The sequence below is a fragment of the Gemmobacter sp. LW-1 genome, assembly GCF_001303875.1.
GTDB lineage: Bacteria > Pseudomonadota > Alphaproteobacteria > Rhodobacterales > Rhodobacteraceae > Gemmobacter > Gemmobacter caeni.
This window is the reverse complement of record NZ_LJSC01000031.1, coordinates 48,670-69,870: the sequence shown is the minus strand read 5'-3', so window position 1 is coordinate 69,870 and position 21,201 is coordinate 48,670. Positions and strand designations below refer to the sequence as shown.

At 62.2% G+C, this 21,201-nt stretch carries 24 protein-coding genes and 1 tRNA gene; 8 read left to right on the top strand and 17 right to left on the bottom strand.

Features of this window, described 5'->3' with window-relative positions:
• Nucleotides 1–2: 2 nt before the first annotated feature.
• The 6 genes from leuD to AO684_RS06445 all read left to right on the top strand — a co-directional run bounded on the left by leuD (nucleotide 3) and on the right by AO684_RS06445 (nucleotide 5,235).
• The gene (leuD, locus tag AO684_RS06470; protein WP_054301925.1) at nucleotides 3–608 is read left to right on the top strand and encodes a 3-isopropylmalate dehydratase small subunit; all 606 of its coding nucleotides are present in this window, start codon (nucleotides 3–5) and stop codon (nucleotides 606–608) included.
• A 264-nt stretch (nucleotides 609–872) separates the two neighbouring features.
• Nucleotides 873–1,709: a hypothetical protein gene (locus AO684_RS06465; RefSeq protein ID WP_054301965.1), complete on the top strand. Its 837-nt coding sequence runs from the start codon at nucleotides 873–875 to the stop codon at nucleotides 1,707–1,709.
• Nucleotides 1,709–2,752, top strand: coding sequence for an endonuclease/exonuclease/phosphatase family protein (locus tag AO684_RS06460; protein WP_369814579.1), 1,044 nt, complete (start codon nucleotides 1,709–1,711; stop codon nucleotides 2,750–2,752). The genes AO684_RS06465 and AO684_RS06460 overlap by 1 nt, the downstream gene beginning before the upstream one ends.
• Before the next feature lie 104 nt (nucleotides 2,753–2,856).
• A complete protein-coding gene (gene leuB / locus AO684_RS06455) occupies nucleotides 2,857–3,963 on the top strand; it encodes a 3-isopropylmalate dehydrogenase (protein WP_054301924.1) in 1,107 nt (368 codons plus the stop codon).
• A gap of 163 nt (nucleotides 3,964–4,126) precedes the next feature.
• Nucleotides 4,127–5,092 carry a DMT family transporter gene (locus AO684_RS06450; RefSeq protein WP_054301923.1) on the top strand — a complete coding sequence of 322 codons (966 nt, stop codon included), beginning with the start codon at nucleotides 4,127–4,129 and terminating at the stop codon, nucleotides 5,090–5,092.
• Between the two features lie 66 nt (nucleotides 5,093–5,158).
• Nucleotides 5,159–5,235, top strand: a tRNA-Pro gene (locus AO684_RS06445).
• Between the two features lie 122 nt (nucleotides 5,236–5,357).
• On the opposite strand, the gene AO684_RS06440 is transcribed toward AO684_RS06445, so the two are convergent.
• The 8 genes from AO684_RS06440 to AO684_RS06410 form a co-directional block, all read right to left on the bottom strand.
• A complete protein-coding gene (locus AO684_RS06440) occupies nucleotides 5,358–5,660 on the bottom strand; it encodes a hypothetical protein (RefSeq protein WP_152968367.1) in 303 nt (100 codons plus the stop codon).
• 239 nt (nucleotides 5,661–5,899) lie between these two features.
• Nucleotides 5,900–6,376, bottom strand: coding sequence for a hypothetical protein (locus tag AO684_RS06435; RefSeq protein ID WP_054301921.1), 477 nt, complete (start codon nucleotides 6,374–6,376; stop codon nucleotides 5,900–5,902).
• A complete protein-coding gene (locus tag AO684_RS06430; protein WP_152968366.1) occupies nucleotides 6,373–6,603 on the bottom strand; it encodes a hypothetical protein in 231 nt (76 codons plus the stop codon). Before AO684_RS06430 ends, AO684_RS06435 begins: the two co-directional genes overlap by 4 nt.
• 17 nt (nucleotides 6,604–6,620) lie before the next feature.
• Nucleotides 6,621–6,797, bottom strand: a complete 177-nt coding sequence (locus AO684_RS21785) for a hypothetical protein (RefSeq protein ID WP_161805993.1) — start codon at nucleotides 6,795–6,797, stop codon at nucleotides 6,621–6,623.
• On the bottom strand, nucleotides 6,790–7,002 hold the full coding sequence (locus tag AO684_RS06425) for a hypothetical protein (protein ID WP_054301919.1): 213 nt from the start codon (nucleotides 7,000–7,002) through the stop codon (nucleotides 6,790–6,792). The genes AO684_RS21785 and AO684_RS06425 overlap by 8 nt, the downstream gene beginning before the upstream one ends.
• Nucleotides 6,999–7,388, bottom strand: coding sequence for a hypothetical protein (locus tag AO684_RS06420; protein WP_054301918.1), 390 nt, complete (start codon nucleotides 7,386–7,388; stop codon nucleotides 6,999–7,001). The genes AO684_RS06425 and AO684_RS06420 overlap by 4 nt, the downstream gene beginning before the upstream one ends.
• Nucleotides 7,385–7,819: a DUF5681 domain-containing protein gene (locus AO684_RS21235; RefSeq protein WP_082400774.1), complete on the bottom strand. Its 435-nt coding sequence runs from the start codon at nucleotides 7,817–7,819 to the stop codon at nucleotides 7,385–7,387. The genes AO684_RS06420 and AO684_RS21235 overlap by 4 nt, the downstream gene beginning before the upstream one ends.
• Nucleotides 7,820–7,849: 30 nt before the next feature.
• Nucleotides 7,850–8,602 (bottom strand): hypothetical protein, encoded by a 753-nt coding sequence (locus tag AO684_RS06410; protein ID WP_152968365.1) that lies wholly within the window; start codon nucleotides 8,600–8,602, stop codon nucleotides 7,850–7,852.
• Nucleotides 8,603–9,325: 723 nt separating this feature from the next.
• Between AO684_RS06410 and AO684_RS06405 the strand changes: the two genes are divergently transcribed.
• Both AO684_RS06405 and AO684_RS21230 read left to right on the top strand, forming a co-directional pair.
• Nucleotides 9,326–9,631, top strand: a complete 306-nt coding sequence (locus tag AO684_RS06405; RefSeq protein ID WP_054301916.1) for a helix-turn-helix transcriptional regulator — start codon at nucleotides 9,326–9,328, stop codon at nucleotides 9,629–9,631.
• Entirely contained in the window at nucleotides 9,612–10,547 is a 936-nt protein-coding gene (locus AO684_RS21230) for a reverse transcriptase family protein (protein WP_082400773.1), read from the top strand. The genes AO684_RS06405 and AO684_RS21230 overlap by 20 nt, the downstream gene beginning before the upstream one ends.
• A 371-nt stretch (nucleotides 10,548–10,918) precedes the next feature.
• Here AO684_RS21230 and AO684_RS06400 read toward each other — a convergent pair whose 3' ends face one another.
• From AO684_RS06400 to AO684_RS06360, 9 genes are all read right to left on the bottom strand, one after another.
• Nucleotides 10,919–12,589, bottom strand: coding sequence for a DUF3987 domain-containing protein (locus AO684_RS06400; protein WP_054301915.1), 1,671 nt, complete (start codon nucleotides 12,587–12,589; stop codon nucleotides 10,919–10,921).
• Between the two features lie 117 nt (nucleotides 12,590–12,706).
• Nucleotides 12,707–13,111, bottom strand: a complete 405-nt coding sequence (locus AO684_RS21540) for an AlpA family transcriptional regulator (protein ID WP_152968364.1) — start codon at nucleotides 13,109–13,111, stop codon at nucleotides 12,707–12,709.
• 398 nt (nucleotides 13,112–13,509) lie between these two features.
• On the bottom strand, nucleotides 13,510–14,838 hold the full coding sequence (locus tag AO684_RS06390; RefSeq protein ID WP_054301914.1) for an integrase family protein: 1,329 nt from the start codon (nucleotides 14,836–14,838) through the stop codon (nucleotides 13,510–13,512).
• A 360-nt stretch (nucleotides 14,839–15,198) separates the two neighbouring features.
• Nucleotides 15,199–15,786, bottom strand: coding sequence for a hypothetical protein (locus AO684_RS06385; RefSeq protein WP_054301913.1), 588 nt, complete (start codon nucleotides 15,784–15,786; stop codon nucleotides 15,199–15,201).
• Between the two features lie 143 nt (nucleotides 15,787–15,929).
• Nucleotides 15,930–17,459 carry a M81 family metallopeptidase gene (locus AO684_RS06380; protein ID WP_054301912.1) on the bottom strand — a complete coding sequence of 510 codons (1,530 nt, stop codon included), beginning with the start codon at nucleotides 17,457–17,459 and terminating at the stop codon, nucleotides 15,930–15,932.
• Between the two features lie 4 nt (nucleotides 17,460–17,463).
• Nucleotides 17,464–18,417 (bottom strand): ABC transporter ATP-binding protein, encoded by a 954-nt coding sequence (locus AO684_RS06375; RefSeq protein WP_054301911.1) that lies wholly within the window; start codon nucleotides 18,415–18,417, stop codon nucleotides 17,464–17,466.
• Nucleotides 18,410–19,390 (bottom strand): ABC transporter ATP-binding protein, encoded by a 981-nt coding sequence (locus AO684_RS06370; protein WP_054301910.1) that lies wholly within the window; start codon nucleotides 19,388–19,390, stop codon nucleotides 18,410–18,412. Before AO684_RS06370 ends, AO684_RS06375 begins: the two co-directional genes overlap by 8 nt.
• The gene (locus AO684_RS06365) at nucleotides 19,390–20,271 is read right to left on the bottom strand and encodes an ABC transporter permease (RefSeq protein WP_054301909.1); all 882 of its coding nucleotides are present in this window, start codon (nucleotides 20,269–20,271) and stop codon (nucleotides 19,390–19,392) included. The genes AO684_RS06370 and AO684_RS06365 overlap by 1 nt, the downstream gene beginning before the upstream one ends.
• A complete protein-coding gene (locus tag AO684_RS06360) occupies nucleotides 20,268–21,194 on the bottom strand; it encodes an ABC transporter permease (protein ID WP_054301908.1) in 927 nt (308 codons plus the stop codon). The genes AO684_RS06365 and AO684_RS06360 overlap by 4 nt, the downstream gene beginning before the upstream one ends.
• Nucleotides 21,195–21,201: the final 7 nt, after the last annotated feature.

The following is a 21,201-nucleotide window of genomic DNA, read 5'->3' as shown; positions in this document are numbered from 1 at the left end:
GAATGGACAAGTTCACCACCCTCACCGGCGTTGCCGCGCCGATGCCGCTGGTCAATATCGACACCGATATGATCATCCCGAAACAGTTCCTGAAAACGATCCAGCGTTCGGGTCTTGGCAAGAACCTGTTTGACGAGATGCGTTACACGCAGGACGGCGCCGAGATTGCCGATTTCGTGTTGAACCAACCTGCTTATCGCAAGGCCGAGATCATTGTCGCCGGTGACAACTTCGGCTGCGGTTCCTCGCGCGAGCACGCGCCCTGGGCGCTTCTGGATTTCGGCATCCGCTGCGTGATCTCCACCAGCTTTGCCGACATCTTCTTCAACAACTGCTTCAAGAACGGCATCCTGCCGATCGTGATGCCGCAAGAGGTTGTCGAAGTGCTGATGGAAGACGCGAAGAAGGGCGAGAACGCCCGGATGACCGTCGATCTGGAAGCGCAGACCGTGACCACCTCGGATGGCCAGAGCTTCGGTTTCGAGGTCGATCCCTTCCGCAAGCATTGCCTGCTGAACGGTCTGGATGACATCGGCCTGACGCTGGAAAAAGTGGCCAGCATCGACACATTCGAGGCCAAGGCCAACCTGCTGCGCCCCTGGGTCTGACCTGAAGCGCTACTACATCTTGTGCCGCCTTGGGCTGAAGCCCCAAGGCGGCCTTTTTCTTGCCCCGCTTTGATGCAAAGCGGCGACAGTTTTTCCCTGTAATTGCCTCATTGATCGGGTCCAATGGTCTGAACCGTTGCGACTTTGAAAGAAAGAAGGCAAAACTTGGGCAAGATTGAGGCGGCCCGTCGCAAAGCACGGGGAAAACTGAGAAAAGCCATCCGGCAACGTATCGGACGGCGCCGGGTTGAGGAAGGCAAGGCAGTGATCACACGGCTGATAGGAGCCGCGTTGCGGGCATTTTTTGTGGTGGTGCTGATTGCTACCCCTTCGGTTCTGATGCCCGGAACCGGCGCCGACGAAAAGCAGATGGTGGCGCTGGTGGCCCTGTTCGCGGCCGCACTGACCTTTGCGGAATACAAGACCACCTATCCCGGTCTGGTCGAGTTTCGCGACGCCCCGCCCTTCAACCGCATCCGCTTCCTCATCCTGTTCTTTACCGTCTTCATCCTGACCGTGATCCAGAAAAGCATGGTGGAGCCTTCGACGCTCAGCACCCTGATCAGCGCCATTGGCCTGCTGATCGGCGAGGCGATGGATTTCCCCTATTCGCCGGTTCGTCTGGCGACCCTGATGATGACCGAGGGTGCCTCTGACCTTCAGGTGATTTCCGTGCGCACCGCTGCGGCGATGGCCTATCTGATCTCGCTTCTGGGTCTGGCTTTCTTTGTCATCATGCTGAAGCTGAAAGGCTGGCCGGACCGGGGCAACGGGTTCAACGTCTGGGTCAATCTGCCGACATTCGATCCGACCACCGGCGGCGATGTCGTGGTGCGGCTGGAGCGCGATGCGCGGATCAACATTGCCTTCGGGTTTCTGTTGCCCTTCCTCATCCCCGCTGTGGTCCGCATCGGATCAGCCGGGTTCGAGCCGCTGACGCTGACCAATCCGCAAACCCTGATCTGGACGATGACCGCATGGGCCTTCCTGCCGTTCAGCCTGTTCATGCGCGGTATCGCGATGGGCAAGATCGCCGAGATGATCCGCGAGAAGCGGCGCATTTCCAGCGTGATGGGCGCCGAGGGCTATATGCCGGCCTGATCGCCGCGCTTCTGTGCGCCGCTCTGCCTGCCGGGGCGGAAACGCTGCGGATTGCTACATGGAACGCGGAGCTGGGCCGTAAGGGACCGGGGCTGCTTCTGGAAGAAATCGAACGAGGCAAAAGCCCGACCATCGCCGGGGCGGTAAGGGTAATCGCCGCGCTGGATGCTGATGTGCTGTTGCTGACGGGGATCGACTTCGATGCCGAACAGGCGGCGCTGACGGCGTTGCGGGGGCGGCTGGCCGAAGCGGGCCTGTCCTACAGCTGGCAATTTGCTCTCGCGCCCAATGCCGGTCTGCCCACGGGTCTGGATATTGACCGGGACGGCCGGTTGAATGGCCCGCGCGATGCGATGGGCTATGGCGCTTTCCGGGGGCAGGGCGGAATGGCGTTGTTGTCGCGCCTGCCGGTCTACAGCGAGCTTGCGGAGGATTATACCGGCTTCCTTTGGTCCGATCTGCCGGGCGCGCTTTTGCCGCCCGATCTGACCGGGCAGGAGAGGGCGGTGCAGCGCCTTTCTTCGGTCAATCATTGGCGCCTGGGGCTGGAACTGCCCGAAGGCGGCAGGCTGGAGCTTCTGGCCTGGGCCGCGACACCGCCGGTCTTTGACGGGCCGGAAGACCGCAATGGCCGCCGCAACCATGACGAGGCGGCTTTCTGGCTGCGGCTCATGGATGGCGCCTTGCCTTTCGATCCGCCACAGGCACCCTTCGTGTTGCTGGGGGACGCCAATCTGGACATTCAGGATGGCGATGGCCGCCCTCAGGCGCTGCGCGCCCTGCTGGCTGATCCCCGGCTGCAAGACCCCACCCCCCGTGCGGCCAATGCCCCGGCGGACCCTGGCCACAAGGGCGACCCGTCGCTGGATACGGCGTTCTATGCCAGGGGGCTGGGTGGATTGCGGGTGGATTACATCCTGCCCTCCGCCGATCTGCGCGTCACCGGCGCCGGGGTGATGCGCCCGCCATCCGGCCCGCTGGCCGAGGCGCTTGCAGCCAGTTCGCGGCACTTCCCGGTCTGGGTCACGCTTGATCTGCCCTAGCCTGAAATCCCCAAGCCTGCTTGACCCGACTGCCCCCAAAGGCTACGCCACCGCCAGGCTTTCTTGCGGAGCCAACCCTGCGTGCAGATCAAGGAGCCCTTGACGTGGCAAACCCCTCCATCCTCATCCTTGCCGGTGACGGCATCGGCCCCGAAGTCATGGCCGAGGTGAAAAAGATCATCGGCTGGTATGACGCCAAGCGCGGCATCACCTTCGACGTGAGCGAAGACCTTGTCGGCGGCTGCGCCTATGACAAGCACGGCACGCCGCTGCACGATGACACTATGGCCAAGGCGCAAGAGGTGGATTGCGTGCTGCTGGGCGCCGTGGGTGGCCCGAAATACGACAATCTCGATTTCAGCGTGAAGCCCGAGCGCGGCCTGCTGCGCCTGCGCAAGGAAATGGACCTTTATTCCAACCTGCGCCCGGCCCAGTGCTTTGACGCGCTGGCCGATTTCTCGTCGCTGAAGAAAGAGGTCGTCGCCGGTCTGGATATCGTCATCGTCCGCGAACTGACCTCGGGTGTTTACTTCGGCGAGCCGCGCGGCATCTTCACCGAAGGCAACGAGCGTGTGGGCATCAATACCCAGCGCTACACCGAGTCGGAAATCGCCCGCGTCGCGCGTTCGGCCTTTGAAATGGCCCGTCGCCGCAACAACAAGGTCTGCTCGATGGAGAAGGCCAATGTGATGGAATCGGGCATCCTGTGGCGTCAGGTCGTGCAGGAGATCCACGACAAGGAATATCCGGATGTCGAACTGTCGCATATGTATGCCGACGCCGGTGCGATGCAGCTCTGCCGCTGGCCCAAACAGTTCGACGTGATCGTGACCGACAACCTGTTCGGTGACCTTCTGTCGGATGCCGCCGCCATGCTGACCGGCTCGCTGGGCATGCTGCCCTCGGCCTCCCTGGGCGCACCGATGGCCAATGGTCGTCCGAAGGCGCTGTATGAGCCCGTCCATGGCTCCGCTCCCGACATCGCCGGTCAGGGCAAGGCCAACCCGATCGCCTGCGTCCTGAGCTTCGCCATGGCACTGCGTTACAGCTTCGACCTCGGCGACGAGGCGACACGGCTGGAGCAGGCGGTGGAGAAGGTTCTGGCCGACGGCGTGCGCACGGCCGATCTGATGGGCCCTGAAGGCGGTACCCCGGTCTCGACCTCGGCGATGGGCGATGCCATCGTGGCCGCACTGGACGCCAGCCTCTGAGCCTTCAGACAGCGCATTGACCGGCCGCCTTCGGGCGGCCGGTTTCGTTTGGGCTTTCCCGCCGATCCGCTCCACAAGCCTTGAGCGGGCGGGGCGGCTTCTGTAGAACGGGCGCTAGCGCAAACATCCCGGCGCTCGCGCCGCTTTCCGCAGGTCCAGACGCATGAGCCCCAATGCCCAGGGCGCGCTTCTCGCGCTTCTCGCCTTTGCCATCTATGCCACGCATGATGTGGTGGTGAAGTTTTTGGGCGCGGATTACCACGCCATCCAGATCATCTTCTTCGCGGGCCTGCTGAGCTTCCCTCTCGCCACCACCATGCTGATGAGCGACCGGACCGATGGCCACCTGCGCCCGCGCCATCCATGGTGGACGGCGCTGCGCATGGTGTCTACGGTCATCACCGGCGTCTCGGCTTTCTATGCCTTCTCGGTGCTGCCCCTGGCGCAGACCTATGCCATCCTGTTCGCGGCGCCCCTGCTGATCACCCTGCTGGCCATTCCCCTGCTGGGCGAAAAGGTCGGCCTGCGGCGGGGCCTTGCGGTGCTGGTGGGTCTGGCGGGCGTGATGATCGTGCTGCGCCCCGGTGCAGAGCCGCTCAGCCTTGGCCACGCGGCCGCGCTGGCGGCGGCTGTATTCTCCTCGCTTGCCTCGGTCATCGTGCGCAAGATCGGAGCAGAGGAACGCTCGGTCGTGCTGCTGCTCTATCCGATGATGGCGAATTTCGTGGTGCTGGGGCTGGCGCTTCCCTTCGTCTACAAGCCGATGCCGGTGGTGCATCTGGGTATGCTGGGCATCATCGCGCTGTTCAGCTTCGTCGCCATGCTGCTGATCATCATGGCCTATCGCCGGGCCGAGGCGGTGATCGTGGCGCCGATGCAGTATTCGCAGATGATCTGGGCCGCGATCTACGGCTATCTGATCTTTGATGAAACGCCGGACGGCTATACCCTGCTGGGCGCTGCGGTGATCATCGCTTCGGGCATCTACATCGTCCTGCGCGAGGGGCGCGCGAAAGTGTCGGAGAACCGTCCGGTGCTGGAATCCCGCTCCCGTCCCGAGACGGGCACGACGCCCCGCATCTCTCTTTTGCTGCGCCGCCGCGAAATCGCAGAGAGGAACGAGGGATGATCGCAGAAGAATCGCATTCGCCCCCTTGCAAACCCCCGCAATCCGGTTTAACCCCCACCCCACGGTCGGAGCGTAGCGCAGCCTGGTAGCGCACCTGCTTCGGGAGCAGGGGGTCGGAGGTTCGAATCCTCTCGCTCCGACCAAATTCCCGCACATTTTCAAGCACTTAGCGGCACCCCTCGAGGCGTGGGGCAGCGCTTGGACCTATCCCGTAAGCAGGCGATAAGCAGCGCCGTCCCCTCGGGCGACTCGCTCGACTGCGCCATCAGTCGGCAGCGTTCTTGGCGCAGTATCCGCAGCCGTCGCCGATGTAGGTTTCGTTGGCCTCCTTCAGGAGATCGGTGAACGTTCTTGCCGGCAATGCCGCTGCCCACGGAATGGGTCCATTGTCACCTCGGTTTCGATCTGCCATCGCGAACTTCCAGAAGTCGTTCTCGAGATCCCAACCATCTCCATAGATCTCCCCATGAATCTCGCATTCCTCAAGCACACCCTTTTGCACGAGATACCGCGCTGCGAGGGTTAGGTTTTCCTCGTGTTCCATCATCGCTGCTTTTGCGCGTCCCATTTCGATCTCCTACGTGGCTAGCAACTTCGAGCTTCGCCAACATGGGAATGACGTTACGGCAAGACAAGATCAGTTTTTCTCATGAAAGCACCTCGGGAGCCATCCCCCGAGGTGCTACAGCGTCGAGACCTGAAAGGAGGCAAGCCCCCGCTGCTGCGTCCGTTGGATTTACCGAGGAACTTGACGCTATGCCTCGTCGGGGGTGGCATCCCCCGCGCCGTGGAAGCCCAGAGTCTCCTTCACCACGGCGGTTGTTCTGGACGGCATCCATCGCACATGCGCTGGCGGATCACGTCCTGAGAGAAGTAGGCCTTGCCGCACTTCATGCAGCACCGCCACCCGACTTGCCTGACCACACGGGGCGGCCGGAAATTGTGGTCAAGCACCTGCTCGCGCCGCCTGCCCCCGTCCCACGGCCAAGCCTCGGGTTCTTCAAGGTCGTGCCCGAGGCCTTGCGGTTCGTGAAGCCTAGCTTTGGCACCGGCTGGCTTGACCTTCTCGACCTTCGGGGCCTGCGCCCGCTGTGCTGGCGCTGTGCGCGGCTTGGGGCTGGCCTCGCGCTTGGGGGTGCTGGTAGCACGGGCCGCACGCTGCGCCGCGCGTGCCTCGCGCTGCGCGGCCTGCTCTGCCGCACGCTTTGCGCCAGCTTCAACCCGTTCGCGGTTGTCGGCTTGCCATGCAGCGAGCCAAGCGGGCGTGTCGGCCAGTGTGGTCATCGACCCCAGACCCCATTCCCGGTCGTGCGGCGCACGTCCCATGACCCCTCGCGGTCCCACCGCCGCAGGCAGTCCAGAATGATAGGCATGTCGGTGCCGCACAGCTTGCCCGCGTCCACCTCGGCCATACAGTCAGCGGCGAAGGCCTCCGTGCTGCCGTAGAGCGCGGCAATCGGTGACAGGCGCGGCGCAAGCTGGGCTTCCAGCTTCGCCACCCTCTGCAACATGCCGCGCACCCCGGCCATCAGGCGCGCCCCTCGGCCTTGAGCCAGCGGGGGCGCAGGCCCTTGATGGTGCGCTGCATCCGCATCAGCGCTTTCGTCTGTTCGTCGCGCTGCTCCTGTGCCGCGAACACGCGGTCCACGGCGCGGGCGACAGCGCGGGCGCTGGGCTGCGGCTTGCTGTGGTCACTCTTAGCCACGGCCTTCGCCTTTCAGCTTCTCGAACGCGGCCACCAGCGAGGGGGCTGCACCGAGGCACCGGGCAAACTCCATATCGCCGCGCAGAGTGCCCAGTTCGGCGGCTTCCTCGCGGCGCTTCTGGATGGCGTCCAGCGCGGCGCGGTGTTCCTCTGCCTCGCGATTGCGCTTTGCCTGCCCGCGCAGGCCGTCATCGTCAGCGGTCATTTCACCTCTCCCATTTCCTTCAACATGCGCCACGCATCGCTGCGCACCTTCTGTTCGCTTCCGTTCTGCACCAGTTGCCAGAGGGTCTTGACCACAAGCTGCCGTGTCTCGGCCTCCTGCTCGGGTGTCTCGTCCTTGAGCAGGTCAGACGGGATCAGGCCGAACGCCTGCCCCTCGGTCAGTGTCAGGGACAGCACCTTGATCGTGACGGGCACAGGGGCCATGCGGATCGCAGCGGCTTCGGCCAGCTTGAGGGCGTGCCCGAACTGTTCCACGGGGTGCAGCAACACCTTGCGGCCTGACACTGTGGTCACAACGAACAGATCGCCGGGGCCAGGTGCCAGCGCCACCACACGTCCGCCGCCGGGGGTCCAGATATTCGTCATACCTGCTTCGCCTCCAAGGTGATGATGCGGGCTTCAAGGTCTTCGACCGCTCGAATGCCTGCGACCGACTGAATGCAGGTGATAAGGATGCGGGCGGTGTCCGCGTCCAGCTTGCCCTCGCTGACCGCTTGCAGGATTTGGGCGGCTTGGTCGGACAGCGGCGCGCCCTCGCTCAACTCGAACTGGACCCGTTCCGCCTGTGCCTTGATGGGCGGCACGATGCGCGACAGCACCAGCCCTGCGGCGGTCATGTCACCGGCCAGCGCGGCGTCGATGACCTTGCGCACCACCTCGGGGGCGTCGTCGTTCAGCGCCTGTGCCACGCGGTCGCGCTTGGAGAGCGTGCCCTTCGGGCGACCAGCGGGGTTCGGGGACTTCATCCCCGGCACCCACTTTGGCGTGGCGACTGTGGTTTCAGATACTTCCGTCATGTCGCTTCCCGTTGAAAAATCAGACTCGGATCAGATACCCCCGAGGGCCTTCTCAGCGGCGTCGTGCTTGTCGTGGAGCATCTTGGCATAGGCGGGCGACTTGCCGACGACCCGCTCCAGTTCCTTGTGAATAAGCGGTGCCCGGTCTTGGATCAGGTCCATCACGGCACGCATGGCCCGCAGGCGCTTTGCCGCCTTGGGGTTGGCCTTCTCGTGCCACTGGCGAAGCAGCATCGCGTGCATTTCATCCGACAAGCCACTCAGATATCCGGGCGCCCCGAGAACCGCGCCGACTGTCACCTCGTCGCCCTTCTGGATTGCAGCTTGCACGAAGCCGACCGCGCTCTGCCGGGGCCGCTTGTCCAACTCGCTGACGCCCTGCCGCTGCCCCATGCCCTTCACATGGTCGCGGATTTGCGTGCTGATGGTGTGCGCGGCGCGCGCTTCCACGGGGGCGGAGAGCTGCTTTTCAATCAACTCAGCCCCGGCCCGCATGTTGTGGAACACCTTGTCCAGTTGCGGCGCGAACTTGGCGAACGCGCGATCCGCCATTTCCTGCACCTTGATCGTTCGCATGTCTTCGTTCCATGCGGTGTTGCTGGCAGCAACGTCGCGCACGTCCAGCACCTTGCCGATGCCCTCATAGACCGAGGTGAACGCCTGCACGGCCTGTTGCAGCTCCCCTTCCGTATCGCTGTCATATTCGTCCAGCGACGCAACGCTTTGCGGGTGGAGCGAAGCGGTGATCCGCGTGTCCACACCCATTCCGAGATCGACTGCCATTTTCCCCTGATCCACCCTGATAAGGCTTGCTATGTGCTGTTAGGGTAGCTGATCTCGCACTGTGGCGCGACGAAAAACGTATATACATCAATATGATGCAAGAAACCCCGCTCGGTCGGCTTTCCTATGGCAAAGCAGGGGGTCGGATCAGCCCTGACCACGCAGCCAACATTCTCGAGAAGAAAATACGCCCACAGCGAACTTTATTCTTGAAATTCGGTTGCGCCCGATCTATCTGGGGATTGTGTAAACGGAAGAAGTTCTTCAAACCCAGCTTGGGTTCGCTCAAGCGCGGAGGGGGAGACCCCTCTACCACTTCTACCGCAGGAGGCCCGGAGGGCCCCCCGAGAGGGGCGGCGACGGGCGGGCGGCGGGCCGAAGCAGACGCGATAGCAAAGACTGCTATCGCGTCTAGGCAAAGGGTTAAGTCGTCGGGATCCGTTTTCTGTTGGGCGAAGACCCTCAGTTAGTTCCATCCGCTGTGGGTGGTGCGCTGAGGCCAACAGAAAGGAGGGGCAAATGGCCCACTCTGATGAAACACACCGACGGCGGCGGCGACGTGGTTTTTGGGGGAAACTCCGTAATCCACGCACTTGGAAGGCCATCGTTCAGATGGCTTACGTCAGTTATCGGGTGATCCGGTGGCTGATGGAGGTCTTCGGACCTCCTGGTTAATCGCCGCCCGCCTACTGTCTAAGTCTAAGCATGGAATAGGACTCAGCAATGATCAACGAAGCACTGAGACTCATCAGGGTGTTTCATGATTTGAAGCAAGTGGAGCTTGCTGATCGTCTTGGCATATCCAAGTCCCACATCTCTGAGATTGAAAAAGGATCAAAGACACCTTCGTTGGACTTGATTGAGAAGTATTCGACTACTTTTAAGCTGCCGATTTCCGCAATCATGTTTTTCGCTGAGGAGCTTCCAAACGCGAAAGCTGGGGAGAAGGTGCGATCCAAAATCGCAGGTAAAGTAATCGACATTTTGCGGTTCGTAGAAAGTAAGGCCGATGCAGAAGACGCCGCCTAGACAGGCCTACCAAATTAAGGACAGTCCGTTCTATAAACTGTCGAGCCGACGCAAACTGGCCTCACTTCTCAGAACATCGTCTGACACGCTTGCAGAACTCGCTTCTGGGAAGCCTATGTATGTGCGCAGGTGGAAGCACAAGAAGCTAGATCAGTGGCTCAGGGAAGCACCATCTACGACTGACGCAGATGTCTATCGGCCGATTGACATTCCTGATCCCAGACTTAAAGCCGTGCAGTCTCGCATAGCTGCTTTGCTTGCCCGCATCGAGCCTCCCGACTTCCTTTTCAGTCCTGTGAAGGGGCGGTCCTATGTCGAGAACGCCGCCCGTCACGTTGGAAGTAAAGCCTTCTGGCTTCTCGACGTTGCGGACTACTTTCCTAGTTGCACTGCGAATAATGTCGCGCGCTTCTTTCATCGTGACCTGCTCTGTTCTGAGGACGTTACCGCAGTCCTCGTGAAATTGGTCACTTTAAGAGAGTGCCTCCCGCAAGGGTCCCCATGTAGCCCAATCCTTGCATACTATTGCAACCGACCGATGTGGCTGGCGATTGAAAGCTGTGTCAAAGCGAGTGGATGCAAGTTGAGCCTGTATGCTGATGACATCACAATTTCCGGTGACGTGGTTAGAAAAGAGATGATCTGGGAGATAAAGAAGATCGTTCATGGGAGCGGCATGAGGCTAAAGGCATCTAAAGAAGTAAGTCTGATTTCCGCGCCTGCCGATATAACTGGCGTCATAGTTAAACCAACTGGAACCCACTTGCCTAATCGCCAGCTCAAAAAATTAGCAGAGCTAAGAAAGCTCCACACTCTCACAACGAATGCGAAAGATAAGGCGAGGATCGAGAACCAGATTTCTGGTCGAGTGGCACAACGCCGACAGGTCGAGAGTTTTCAGCCTTCAAACGAGTGACTTTCTTCGCGCCAGCCAGTTGAGGCTTGCCCCCGGCTATTCGTTCTGAATGACCACAGGTCGAAGCCGACGCATTCCAGCCGCTTGCGCCGTGGCGACCGCCTGCTGAGGGGTAAGGCGTTCGACCTTTTGGAGGGCCGCGTGCTGTAAAACGTAAAACCTAAAACCTAGCTCCGCGCGAGCGGTATAAGGGGTATTCGCGCTAAGCCACCTTAATAGAGATCGCCGTAGTGGTGTTTTATGGTTTTAGTGTTTTAGTAGTATAGCAATACCCTGTAAAATAAGGGGAAATTCGGGCGAATCGCTAAAACTGACCTAGTTTTGCGAAAACCCGCGTGCCACTGCAATTCGCGGCACGCTGTGGTCATCGTTCAAGACTGGTCGCCAAAGTCGGGCAGTCGGATCACGCGATACGCCTTTCCGTGGTAGCTATACGCTTCAACGGTCTTGTCCTTCTGCACTTCCATCAGATAGCCATCTGCCACCATCGCGCCAATAGCCTCGTCCAGCGCCCGCACCTTCCCAAGCCTGTGGCCGCTGAACGCCGCCTGACGCCCTGCCCGGATCGTGAGGTAGTTGCGCGGCACAATCATGCCTTGCCGCATGGCATCCGGCACGTTGTATGAGGCGGGCACCGGGCTTGCGAGATATTCGCGGATCAGCGTGGTCAGCTTGATCACGCGGGCGTCGTCGTCGCTGCCAACGTCGCCGCCGTTCAGCCGTCGCGTGAAGGTCGCAATGTCACGCATCACGAGGTTGATTGCCCAGTCCGCATGGGCCTGCCGAATAACAGGTGCGAAGGGGTTCTCTGCCACGGCCAGCAGGGCAGCGATGCGCAGGGCCTTGAGAGCGGCCCGGTTCCACATTTGCCTGCGGGCTTCGTCCTTGCTGGCGTTGATGTTGCGGTCGCATTCCAACTCGAACGTCTCGAAGGTGACTGCCGCGAACGTGGACCGCGCGACCCGTCGCGTTGCACCCTTCTGAAACATCGCGTTCGCTTGATCTAGCAACGTGATGACAAGCTGGACGACTTGATCGGGCGGGTCGTTGGCAACGGCAAGGTTCTTCTCGGGGCGAGGTCCGTCATACTCAATGAGGGTGAACCGCGACATGAACCCGTCCTCCATCATTTCGGAGGTCAGCGACTCAAGGAACGTCCCCGGCGTCGTCTCGCCGATCAAACTGTATGCAACGCCCACAATCGAAGCGACGTTGTTCTCGGTGTTGCTGTAGCCAAGGCCACCTGCCGTCGAGGTGGCGCTGGACTTGTGGTAGAGGTTCGTGATGGTCGTGCGCCACGACTGAAGGGCGCTGTCCTTGGAGTCTTGGGCAAGCCGCTTGAATTTGCGCCCGATCTCGCCCGCCACGTTGATGAAGCAGGGATTGCCGACACAGGCCTTGATCAGCGCGGCCCCCGAAACGTAGTCGGTGAAATCAGCGACCGATCCGGCGAGGGGGGTTTTCCTCATGCTGGCGGCGATAATCTCACTGATACCGGAGTGCATCGCTTCCTTGCCGACCGCAGACCGCGCAATCAAGACGATGTAGAGGTTCAACCCCGACTTGGGCACCTGCCACGCCTTGCCACACAGGCCAGCCAGCAAGCCAAGCGCCGCGATGATGGCAACCTCCTTCACAGGGCGAGGTGCTGCCGCGAAGATGAACCTCGCAATGTCACCAGCCGGGCCGGGCGGCCAGTCGAGGGGCCGGGGCGCGAAGGCGGGCGGAGGTGTGGTCAACCTCGCTTCGTCCTCACGCATCAACTTACGGATGCGTTCTTCCTCGTCGGGGTAAGGGTAGAAACCGCCAAGGGCTTCACGGCCTGCCTTGAACTCGGCGGCATACTGCTCAAACGACTTGCGGGGCGCGGTGGCCTTTACCGTCTTCAGAACCCCTTCCACCTGCTTGGCGATGGCCAGCAGGCTGTGGATGTGGACGTTATCCCAGGAGTCGCTCTCGGGGACATGGTTGAGCCAATCGGTGTCACCCGGCTCAAGTTGGCCCGGTTGCGGACCGAATCCGCTGTCTGTTACGTTTTGCATGTCACTGCTCTTATCTGAATGCCAACTGGCCGGGTGCGCTCAACACCCGGCCTTTTTCTTGACCCGGCTTGCCCCGGGCTTGCCGACGCAACGCGCCGCTGCAATGGTCCAGCACTTTCATTCCGATGCACCCTGCGGCTGACTGCTGGCAGCGCTGTTGCCTTCCCACGGGCGGGGGATAGCGCTCGGGCCGACAGTGTAGCCGGAGGGGCGCTTGGCATTGACGGCGGCGGTGTGGGCGCTGGTGCTCCTGTAGGTCTGTTGCGCGAGCCAAGCCAACACGTCGGAGCGCAGGTAAAGAACGGGCGATTGCGGGGAGTCGCCCAACTTCACGAAGGGCGGTCCCTTCCCTTGGTGGCGGTAGATTTCGAGGGTGTTCGGCTTCTTCCGAAGAAGCCGAGCGGCTTCCTTGGTATTGATGAAGTCGTCGGGGTCAATCGGCTTGGCGATTGGATAGGTGGAGCCTTGCAGAGAGGCCTTGATGCTCCCGATGGCGCGGGTCTGAACGGTCGTGTCGGACATATAAGTCACCCACAGCTTTCCGATGCCGCATGTCGCGGTTGACGGACGGTTGGGCTGTGGTCACCAGCACCGAAGGGATTCCTTCGGCAGAGTGTCCGGGCCTTTCAGGGACTTTCACCCCTATTGCGCACACCGGCTTTGGCTCTGGAATGTTCCTCGTGGGCGCGCCCCAGTGCGGCACGGCCTCCAAGACGAAGGCACATGCAGCTTTGCACAGCGGCGAGAGGTCTAGCCAGCGAAATATGCACTCGGATAGGAAACGATCCGTTGCTCCCAAGGTAACTGGCGGCAGCGCCCCTAGCCGCCGCGCACAGCCGCGATCAGCACCGCCGCCGGGGTAGGGGCGGCAAGCCCCGGCCCCCGGCTGCTACCCCCGAAAACGGCCCGGCAGGGGTGCATCACGCTCGCTGCGGTAGCTGCACCACGTTCCCGCCAGCGAAAATCAGCGCCTGTTGCTCGATGTAGTCACCGATGGCCTGCACCTCGGGGTGATAATCCCGAAGGTCGCTTGTCTCAAGATAATGGCGGGCCGTGACGCCCATTGGCACATGATTTGTCAACAATTCCAGCTTCGCAATGTCAAGGCGGCAGGCCTTCACACCGAGGGTCACGAAGCTGCGCCGCAAATCGTGTGCCGACAGTCGATCCATGCCAATGACCGTGCTGAACCGTTCCAGCGGGGCGCGGGTGTCCTTGATGTGGCCTGCGGCGCTGCGTGACGGGAACACGAACTTGCTCGTGGTCCCGGCCTTTTCGGCGGCCACTTGGCGGGTCTTGAGGACGGCAACCGCTTGCGACGAGAGAGGCAGCCAGACGGGGTTCTTGTTCTTCGGGTCGGGCAGGTGGAACCAGTTGTTGGCGGGGTCGGCGTCGTCAAGGTTGACGCGGTCCCATGTCAGCATGGCCCCTTCATTGCGGCGGGTGCCCGTCAGGAGAAGAAACATCACAAGGTCGATGCCGCAGCGGGTGTCGGCGCTGAACGCGGGATTCAGTCGTGCTGTGGTCAAGTGATGCCAAAACTTACCCACATCGCGGCGGTCGATGTGCCGGGTCCGAACCTTGCTTTCATGCGCGGCCAGTTCCTTCTTGATGATGGCCACAGGGTTCCGGGCAATGAGAGGTGCGCCGTCCTGCGTCTGATATTCCTCCATCGCAAAGTTGATGAGGGTGCGAAGGATCTTGAACGCTGAAGCTGCGCTGCCGGGGGCAGGTGCTGGCGTCTTGCGCAGCCCCTTCGTGGCGATTTCCTCATACCGCTTGCGGCAGTCGTTCGGGGTGATGCTGGCGATGGCGCGAGGCAGCCACTTGGCGAAGGCGGTCGTGAGGTGGCGGTCCATCTCCTCGCGGGTGTTCTCCTTGAGCATACCGGGCCGCGCAAAGAATGCGTCGGCCACCTGACGCAACGTGACGGCCTTGGCCTCGTCCTCGCGCCTCACGTCGCGCGGGTCGATCCCCATACGCATGGACCGCAGGTGTTCGCGGGCAACGTCGCGGGCTTGGTCCACGGTGAAGACGCCGTAAGGCCCGATGGTGATGCGGGCCGGGGGTTTGCGCGGGTCAATGCGCCCCTGCACGATGAAGGTGAGTTTGCCGCTCGGGTTGGCACGGAGGCCGAACCCCTTCGGGTCGATGCACCAATGATGCTCGTCAGTCGCACCGGGCTTGATGCGGTCGATATAGGTCTTGGTGAGTTTCACGGGCGGGTGCTTGGCGGTCGGGTTAGGCATGGTCGGCAGCTCCTCGAAAGCAGATTTTAAGCAGCAGCCATAAAGCTGCGCCAAAATGCCTAAGGCTGTTCATCCGAGCCAAGCAACTGAAATCGCTTGATAATAAAGGAGAAACAAGCTGCGTAAAGCTACGCCAAGTTGGCAGGCCATAGCTTCGGGAGCAGGGGGTCGGAGGTTCGAATCCTCTCGCTCCGACCAAAATTTTCCCGAACAAAATCATCATCTTAGAAGAAAACTGATAGACCGCTGTATGGTGGCCTGTGTGTTTTTGTATGGTAGCGGAATGGTGACGCAGTGCGCCTGATGTACCGTTTGTCAGTGGTTCTGAGCTGCAAGGCACAAGCTGATTCTTAGTGTCAACTAGATTGCGATCATCCCCCGCGCACGCTGCCTCACTTGTGGGTGAATGAAGCCGTTGTTCAGTGCGTCCACTATGTGAGTATTGACAGATGCCGTCGCATTCGCGGCTATCAGTTCAAGCGCGGCATCTGCAAACGTGATGTAACGCAACGCGACATTGAGACCGGCGACACCGCGAGCAGCAGGTAATGCTCCATCAAAAACGTGCGCGACAAACACGACCTCAAAGCGCCAATCTGCAAGTGGCGCGATGCTGGTCAACTCGTCCTCTCTCGCGGCTAGAACAGAACAAAACGAGTCCAAGTGATCAAGAACATACGGAAGGGTAAGACGCCCGCCATGCGACTCATAGGCGACAACTTCCGGGTTGGGCCGAACGGGGCGCTCAAACTCGACATCCCCAAATTTCTTACGAAACGTATTTGCGGCAAAAACCGAGTCCCGCAAACCCTTCGGCGTCCAACCGTTTGCCATCGTGTGGTGCAGAAGGCCGTAACAGTCTAGCAGTCGCTGTTCCAAAATTCCGTTGGTGCCGGTGTTGCCGTTCCCAGTCGCGTTCAACAAATGAGCCGCCTGTGCAGCGGTCAACGTAGGAATCCTGTGAGGAATGTCACCGTTGTTTCTCTCAGATTCTACACGGATGTAGCGGTGCAGTAGCCCCCGAATTCCAGCCGCTTTTGGCCCGATCTGCACCGGGATTGCAGCCATCGGCAAAGGCAGGCGTCCGGCTCTCAGCTGACGCGGAACTCAGGCGTGCCGGAAATCTCGTCGAGGGGCCAGATCGGTCTGCGGACCTTCGTATAGGTGCGGATCTTGTAATCCGGTGAGGCGATGGCGCCGCAGTCACAGACGATGACCTCGGCGGCGATGGGCTCGAAGGCCGCGCGGAAGTGTTGCTGCGACTTCAGACCCAGCACCGAGCATTGCTCGGGGATGATGCCGAAAGCCTTGAACTGTTGCAGGTCATAGGCCTGGCCCCGCTCGGTTACGATCAGGATATCGACCCCGTTCACCCGCAGCACGGCGGTCTTGCCGAACCGGAAGGTGATGCCACCGATCACCGGCCCGTCGCCAACCAGCAGCCCTTCGGCGGAGAGGTGGCGGATCTCGCCGGTCAGCATCAGCGGGTCCCCACCGAAACGCGGGTCGCTTTTGCCACCGACGGCGAGGGTGACGGTGGCACCCTCCTGAGACTGGTGCAGGGTCGCGGCGGCTTCCGGGTCGATCATCGGGCCGAAGGCCGCATTCTCCAGCCCCAGATCCAGCATTCCGGCCAGAAGGTTGGTGGCATCGCCGTAGGCGCCAGCTCCGGGATTGTCCGCGAAATCGGCAATCACCAGCGGGCCGGGACGGGTGGGCTTGAAGGCGCGTATATAGTCAGCGGTCTCCGGCACGCTGAGGAAGCGGTTCACGCAGGAATCGCGCGCCTCCCAGATCGACTGTGCCAGATCGCGGGCGATCTCCTCTGCCCGCGCAGCAGCACCGGCTGTCAGCTCATCATAGCTGACGAGCACAGAGGGTCCGGCCTCCAGAATATCGGCATCGGCAAAGCCCGCATTGACCGAAACCGCCAGAATACCCGGCTGGGTTTCGTAGCGGCGGGCGCGGTCGTAAAATTCCATCGTAGGCATCACATCCGACCGACCGCCATTCGCCTCGTCCAGCATTGGCAACTTGAGCCGCAGGGTGCAGCCCTTTGCACTGCCCTCCATCAACCGCTTCAGGACGCGGGCTGCCTGCGCGCCGGTCTCGACATGGTCGATATGGGGGTAGGTCTTGTAGGAAACGGCCACATTGGCCCCGGCGGCCATTTCCGGCGTGGTATTGGTATGCAGGTCCAGCGTGATGCCGATGGGCAGATCCGGGCCGAGGATCGCGCGCAAGCGGGTGATCAGCTCGCCTTCGGGATCGTCGAACCCCTCGGCGCCCATGGCGCCGTGCAGGCCCAGCAGAACCCCGTGGATGCGGCCCTTCTGCGCGCGGGCCGCATCGGTGATGATGCCCGCCAGATGCTCGAAGGCCTCGGCGGTGACAATCGGGCCGGGGGTCGCGGTTGCCGAAAGCGCATGCGTCACCTGCCAGCCCTCGGCCTCGGCGACATCAAGAAACCCCTTCAGTTCGGCCCGGCCTTCCCGCCGCTGTGCGATGGCCTCGGTTCCGGTGGCCAGAATCTCCACCCGGTATTCGTCAAGCCCGGTGCGGCCCGTATTGAAGGTGCTGCATTCCTGGATCAGCTCGGCAGTCAGGATATGGAAAGACATGACATCAGGCCTCGATTGGGTTGAAACAGCTCACACGGCCGATGGTGGTGGCCGTGGGTTGCGGCAGTTCGCTGCGGCAGCGGTCCTGCACGCGGGGGCAGCGCGGCGCGAAGGGGCAACCCTGCGGCAGCGCGAAGGGCGAGGGGATCTCGCCCTCCAGTGGCACGATGGTGGCGCGAGCTTCGGGGTCGGGCACGAAGGAGGATTCCATCAGGGCCCGTGTATAGGGATGGCGCGGCGCGGCATGGGGATCTTCCATCACCTCGACCACGGACCCCAGATACATCACCACGATGCGCGAGCAGAAGTAGCGCACCAGCCCAAGGTCATGGCTGATGAACAGATAGGTCAGGTCGCGCTGCCGGTGCAGATCCTGCAAGAGCGCGATGATCTGCGCCTGGATCGAGACATCCAGCGAGGCGGTCGGTTCATCCAGCACCACAAAATCGGGTGCATAGGCCAGTGCGCGGGCGATGCCGACACGCTGGCGCTGGCCGCCGGACATCTGGTGCGGATAGCTTTCGGCAAAGCTGCGCGGCAGGCCCACCTGATCCAGCAGGTCTTCGACCCGGCCGGGGGGGACCGGCTCTCCCAATGCGCGGAACGGCTCCTCGATGCAGTCGCGCACGGTGTATCGCGGGTCCAGCGAGGAATAGGGGTCCTGAAACACCATTTGCAGCTTCTTGCGCAGGGATTTCAGGGCCCGCCCGCCAAGATGGGTCACATCCTGCCCCTCGAAACGGATCGTGCCATCGCTTGGCTCAAGCAGCCGCATGGCAAGACGGGCAAGGGTGGATTTGCCGCAGCCGCTTTCGCCCACCACACCCACGATATCACCGCGTGCCACTTGCAGGTCGACACCGCGCACGGCTGTCATGCTGCGGGCAGGGCGCAGAAAGCCGCCGCCGGTCGAGAAGCGCCGGGTCAGTCCCGACAGGGCAAGGATCGGTTCAGACATCGAGGGCCTCGGGCTGTGCGGCAGTGCCTTGCGGATGATGACAGGCGACCAGGGCGGCGCCCTGCGAATGCGGCAGGGGCCGGGTGGTGTGGCAGAGCGCATCCGCGCGGGTGCAGCGGCTGGCAAAGCGGCAGCATTCGGCGCCGTAATTCAGCGCCGAGGGCACGGTGCCCGGAATGCCCTTTAGCGCACCGGGCGCCATGCCTTCGCGCGGGATGCAGCCAATCAGCGCCGCCGAATAGGGGTGGCGCGGCGTGTCGAACAACTGCCCGACCGGCCCGCTTTCCGCCACGCGGCCCGCATACAGCACACAGACCTTGTCGCAGATCTGCGCCACCACACCCATGTCATGCGTGATCAGGATGAGGCCGATGTTGCGCTTCTTCACCAGCTCGGAAAGGATCATCACGATCTGGGCCTGCACCGTCACATCCAGTGCGGTGGTCGGCTCATCCGCGATGATGAGATCGGCATCGGCGGCCAATGCCATGGCGATGACCACCCGCTGCTTCATTCCGCCGGAAAGCTGATGCGGATAGGCGCGGGCCACGGTTGCCGCCTCGGGGATGCGCAGCCGCGTCAGGATGTCGACAGTATGCGCCCGTGCCGCCTTGCGCGACAGGCCCAGATGCAGCCGCGAGACCTGATCGACCTGATCGCCGATGGTTTTCAGCGCATCCAGCGCCGACATCGGGTTCTGGGTGATGAAGGCGATCCGTTTGCCACGCAGCTTGCGGTAGGCCGGTTCGGGCAGATCCGAAAGCTCCTGCCCGTCAAAGACGATGCTGCCGCCGGTGATCCTGCCGCCGATGCGGCGCACAAGGCCGGTCAGCGCCAGCGCGGTCAGCGATTTGCCCGAGCCGCTTTCACCGACCAGACCCAGCACCTGCCCGCGATCAACCGAGAAACTGACCCGATCCAGCAAGGCGACCTTGCCGATGGACAGCGAGAGATCCTTGACTTCCATCAGCATCAGGCGGTCCTCACCCGTTCGCGGACGTCCAGCTTGTGCAGCAGCGCGTCGCCGAACATGTTGATTGCCACCACCGTCAACGCGATGCAGAGGCCCGGGAACATGATGATCCACGGCCCCTTGAACAAAAGCCCGGACCCCGAGGACATCATGCCGCCCCAGGACGGGGTCGGGGGCTGCGCGCCGAGGCCGAAAAAGCCCAGCGTCGCCTCCAGAATGATCGCATCGCCGGTCGCCAGCATCCCGGCCACCAGAACCGGCCCCAGACAGTTCGGCAGCAGATGGCGGAACAGGATCGCGGCATTCGATGCCCCCATGCCGCGGGCCGCCTCGACAAAGGTTTCCGATTTCAGCGCCATGACCTGCGCGCGGGTCAGGCGGGTAAACTGCGCCAGATAGGCGACGCAGATCGCCACCAGGGTTCCGGTCGTGCCGGGGCCGATGATCGCCACCAGCATCAGCGCGACAAGGATTTCGGGAAACGCCCAGGTCAGATCGACGACGACCATCACCGCGCGGTCGAAACGCCCACCGAAGTATCCGGCGCTGGCGCCCAGAACCATGCCGCAGAACAACGAAATCGCGATAGCCACCGCCGAGACCGACAGCGAGGTCCGCGCGCCGTAAAGAATGCGGGTCAGCACGTCGCGTCCGAATTCATCGGTGCCCATGGGGTGGCTAAGGTTGGGGGCCTGAAAGGCTCCCGGCAGGTTTTGCACGTCAAAGCCGTAGGGCGTCAGCCAGGGTGCGAAAAGGGCGCCCAGCACGACAAGGATCAGGAAGGTGCCGGCCACACCGCCTTTCCAGCTTGCAAAAGCCTGGACAGGGGCCGAGCGGCGCAGCGCGGGCAGCAGGCCCGGAACAGGAGCGGTCACGGTCATTTCAGATTGTCCCGGATGCGCGGGTCCATGGCGGCCTGCAACAGGTCTCCCAGCAGGGTGCCCAGCAGAACCGCCATGGCGAGGATCAGCAGCGAGGCCTGAACGACCGGATAATCATGCTGGTTCAGGGATTTGATCAGAAGCGAGCCAAGGCCGGGCCGCGCAAACACCACCTCTACCGTAACGGCCCCGCCCAGAATCCAGCCGATCCGCAGCGCCAGAATGGTGACGACCGGGATCAGGGCGTGGCGCAGGACGTGCCGCAACTGGATGACCACGGGATGCACGCCCTTGGCATGCAGCAGCATCACGAAGTCGCGCCCCTGCGCGTCGATCATCGCCACCCGCGTCACCCGCGCCACCAGTGCGGTGCCGCCCAGACCGATGGTGACCACGGGCAGGATCAGGCTTTCCCAGCCACGGGCACCGGACACCGGGGTCCAGCCCAGCGATACCGAAAAGACAAGGATCAGCAGCAGCCCGATCCAGAAATTCGGCAGCATGGACCCAAAAAGCACCCCGCCCATCAGCCCCTGATCCAGCCAGCTTCCCTTGAAGCTGGCCGCGATGATGCCTACCGTGATGCCCAGCACGGTGGAGACCAGCAACGCCAGCCCGCCCAGTGTCAGCGAATAGGGCAGGGCCTGGCCGATCAGGCTGGCCACGGGGCGGCGCTGCACGATGGCATTGCCGAAATCCCCCTGAACCACATTGCCGATCCAGTAGAGGTATTGCTCGTAAAGCGGGCGGTCGAGGCCGTATTTCTCGGTCAGGGCCGCCCGCTGATCGGGCCCCGCCCCGATCCTGAGCAGATTGTCGATGGGGTCACCCGGCAGCATGTGGATCATCAGGAAGATGATCACCGACACCGCAAGGAACACCGGAACCAGCATCAGGATGCGACGGATGGCGAAGCCCAGCATCTTGCGC